The sequence below is a fragment of the Klenkia sp. PcliD-1-E genome (assembly GCF_024124375.1).
Taxonomy (GTDB): domain Bacteria; phylum Actinomycetota; class Actinomycetes; order Mycobacteriales; family Geodermatophilaceae; genus Klenkia.
Map to the genome: position 1 here is coordinate 1 of NZ_JAMXRZ010000211.1, position 3,265 is coordinate 3,265.

Genomic DNA, 3,265 nt, shown 5'->3' on the forward strand with positions numbered 1-3,265 from the left:
CGCGGGTGGAGGCCGCACTGCCCGCCGGTGTCCCCGTCGTGCGGGTCATGCCCAACACCCCGGCGCTGGTGGACGAGGGCATGAGCGTGCTGTCGGCGGTGGGGGGCGGCGGGGCGGGGGGCGCTGCGCCGGCGACCGGGCGCGCGCCCGCCCCCGCCGGGGGTGGTCCCCCGGCGGGAGCGGGCGTCGGCCATCGGTCGCGCCCCGCTCAGGAGGCGGAGGTGAGCCGCGGGAAGGCGGCGGCGCCGGCGTAGCGGGCGGCCTCGTCCAGCTCCTCCTCGATGCGCAGCAGCTGGTTGTACTTCGCGACGCGCTCGGAGCGGGCCGGGGCGCCGGTCTTGATCTGCCCGCAGTCGGTGGCGACGGCGAGGTCGGCGATCGTGGTGTCCTCGGTCTCGCCCGAGCGGTGGCTCATCATGCAGCGGTAGCCCGACCGGTGGGCCAGGTTGACCGCGTCCAGGGTCTCGGTGAGCGTGCCGATCTGGTTGACCTTCACCAGCAGCGCGTTGGCCGCACCCTGCGCGATGCCGTCGGCCAGGCGCGTGGGGTTGGTGACGAACAGGTCGTCGCCGACCAGCTGCACCTTGTCACCGATCGCCGCGGTCAGGTCGACCCAGCCCTCCCAGTCCTCCTCGGACAGGGCGTCCTCGATGGAGACGATCGGGTAGGCCTCGAGCAGCCCGGCGTAGTACTCGGTGAGGTCGCCCGCGGTGAGGCTCTTGCCCTCGAAGGTGTACCCGCCGTCGCCGTGCAGCTCGGTGGCCGCGACGTCCAGGGCGAAGGCGATGTCCGTGCCGACCGAGTAGCCGGCCTTCTCCACGGCCTCGGCGATGAGGTCCAGCGCGTCGCGGTTGCTGGGCAGGTCGGGGGCGAAGCCGCCCTCGTCGCCCAGGCCGGTCGACAGGCCCCGCTTCTTCAGCACCGACTTCAGTGCGTGGTAGACCTCCGCGCCGGTGGCCAGGGCCTCGGCGAAGGTGCCCGCCCCGATGGGGGCGATCATGAACTCCTGGACGTCGACGTTGGAGTCGGCGTGGGCACCGCCGTTGACGATGTTCATCATCGGCACCGGCAGCACGTGCGCCGAGGGGCCACCGACGTAGCGGAACAGCGGCAGGCCGGTGGACTCGGCCGCGGCCTTGGCGACGGCGAGGCTGACGCCGAGGATCGCGTTGGCGCCCAGGCGGGACTTGTCGGGGGTGCCGTCGAGGTCGATCAGGGCCTGGTCGACCAGCCGCTGCTCGGTGGCCTCGAAGCCGACCAGCTCGGGGCCGATGACGTCCAGGACGCCGTCGACGGCCTTGGTGACGCCCTTGCCGAGGTAGCGGTTCCCGCCGTCGCGGAGCTCCACCGCCTCGAAGGCGCCGGTGGAGGCGCCGCTGGGCACCGCCGCGCGCGTGATCGTCCCGTCGTCGAGGGCGACCTCGACCTCGACGGTGGGGTTCCCGCGCGAGTCGAGGATCTCCCGCGCGCCTACTGCCTCGATGCTGGCCACGGGGCGAAGCCTAGCGATCGACCCGGCGCGGTCCCAGTGCGGGACCATGGCCGGGATGACCACGCCCGCCGGCCCCCGACCGCACGCCCGCGCCCGCGCCCAGCTGCTCGCCGGGCTCGTCCCCGTCCTCGTCGTGGGCGTCGTGCTGCTGGTGGTGCTGGTCGTGCGGCTGGGCGCCGCGCAGGAGCCGCTGGCCCGTGCCACCGCCACCGCGACCGCGACCGTGCAGTCGGTCCAGGACCGGCAGGTGGTGGTCACGTGGGACGACGCCGGCGGGCAGCCGCAGCGGGGCACCCTGCAGCTGCGCGAGGCGGTCGACGTCCCCGACGGCACGCAGGTGCCGGTGCAGTACGACCCCGCCGACCCGGGTGCGGTCTACGCCGACGGGGACGCCGCGCACACCGCGGTGCGCGACGTGCTGTTCGGCCTCGTCGTGGTCACCCTCGCCGTCGTCGTGGTCGCCGCCCTCACGCTGCGCCGGCTGGTCGGGCGGGCCCGGCTGGCGCGGCTGCCGGCCCACGCCGCGACCGCCACCCACGTCGTCGTCCGGCAGGGTCTGCTCGTGCGCAGCTGGCTGGAGCTGACCACCGGGCGCGGCGTGCGCTGGGTGCCGGTGCACTGGGCGCCGGAGCTGGACCGGATGCGCGCCGACGCGCCGGTGCAGGTGCACGGCGACCCGGCCACGGCGAGCCGGGTGCTGCCGGTCGTGGACGGCCAGCAGGTCTGGTCCTCCGGCCGGGTCCGCCGGACCGCACCGCGCGGCGACGTCCGGCAGGCCCCGGTCGACCCGCAGGCCACCGACCAGCCGCTGGCCCGGCAGCTGCGCGGGGACGCGGTCGCGGTGGTGCTGGCCCCGGTGCTGGGTCTGCTGTGGGCCTACGTCGACGGCAGCGGGCCGGCCGGGTTCGTCGTGGCGTCGCTGCTGCTGGCGCCGGTGCTGTTCTGGCTGCCGCAGGTGCTGGGCTCCTCCCCCGCACCGGCGAGCACGCGCGGCCGGGACTGAGCCCGGGCGGTCAGCGCGCCGCGCCGGCGTCCAGCTGGTCGGCGTAGCGACGGACGGCGGTGCGCAGCGCGTCCTCGACGTCCCACCCGCGGTCCGCGGCCGCGGCCACCACGCCCAGCAGCTGCTCGCCGAGGGCTGCCTGGTCGGCGGCGGTGAGCGCGGCGGGCGGCGGGGTGGGCAGCCCCGCCCGGCGGGCGCGGGACACCAGCGCCGCACCCCAGGCGGCCGCCGACTGCGAGGTCGAGACGCCCTCGGTCGGCGAACGGCGCTGCTTCTCGGCCTTCTTGATCTCCTCCCAGCCCGCCTCCACCCCGGCGACGTCCAGGTCCCCGGCGTCGGCGAACACGTGCGGGTGCCGACGGACCAGCTTGTCCACCAGCTCCCCGGCGACGTCGTCGACGTCGAAGCCGTCGGGCGACTCGGCCGCCACCCGGGCGTGGAAGACCACCTGCAGCAGCACGTCGCCGAGCTCCTCGCGCATCGCGGGCAGGTCCTCGTCGGTAATCGCGTCGTAGGCCTCGTGCGCCTCCTCCAGGAGGTAGCGGCGCAACGAGGCGTGGGTCTGCTCGGCGTCCCACGGGCAGCCGCCGGGCGAGCGCAGCCGGTCCATCACGGCGACGACGTCCAGCAGCCGGGCGCCGGGCGGCTCGGGGGCGGCGGCCACGACGGGGGCGTCGCCGGCCTCCTCGGCGGTCAGCAGCACGACGTCGTCCGGCCCGGCGGTCGCGGCGTCGGGGACCTCGGTGACGGCCACCCCCGCCTCGCGCAGC

At 76.1% G+C, this 3,265-nt stretch carries 3 protein-coding genes and 1 pseudogene; 2 read left to right on the plus strand and 2 right to left on the minus strand.

The features are described 5' to 3' along the window. Positions 1-254: pseudogene (locus NH342_RS22440) on the plus strand (hypothetical protein); the annotation flags it as partial. Here NH342_RS22440 and eno read toward each other — a convergent pair. Continuing rightward, positions 209-1,540 carry a phosphopyruvate hydratase gene (eno, locus tag NH342_RS22445; protein ID WP_374209500.1) on the minus strand — a complete coding sequence of 444 codons (1,332 nt, stop codon included), beginning with the start codon at positions 1,538-1,540 and terminating at the stop codon, positions 209-211. The pseudogene NH342_RS22440 and the gene eno sit on opposite strands and share 46 nt — an antisense overlap. 7 nt (positions 1,541-1,547) lie before the next feature. Between eno and NH342_RS22450 the strand changes: the two genes are divergently transcribed. Further along, entirely contained in the window at positions 1,548-2,495 is a 948-nt protein-coding gene (locus tag NH342_RS22450) for a DUF3592 domain-containing protein (protein WP_253018508.1), read from the plus strand. Between the two features lie 10 nt (positions 2,496-2,505). On the opposite strand, the gene NH342_RS22455 is transcribed toward NH342_RS22450, so the two are convergent. Beyond that, positions 2,506-3,265 (minus strand): MazG family protein (locus tag NH342_RS22455; RefSeq protein ID WP_253018510.1); only part of this gene is annotated, 760 nt, incomplete at its 5' end.

Bases quoted from the DNA above. Each gene is read 5' to 3' on its own strand.
- eno (WP_374209500.1), bottom strand. From the start codon at position 1,540: ATGGTCCCGCACTGGGACCGCGCCGGGTCGATCGCTAGGCTTCGCCCC.
- NH342_RS22450 (WP_253018508.1), top strand. From the start codon at position 1,548: ATGACCACGCCCGCCGGCCCCCGACCGCACGCCCGCGCCCGCGCCCAG.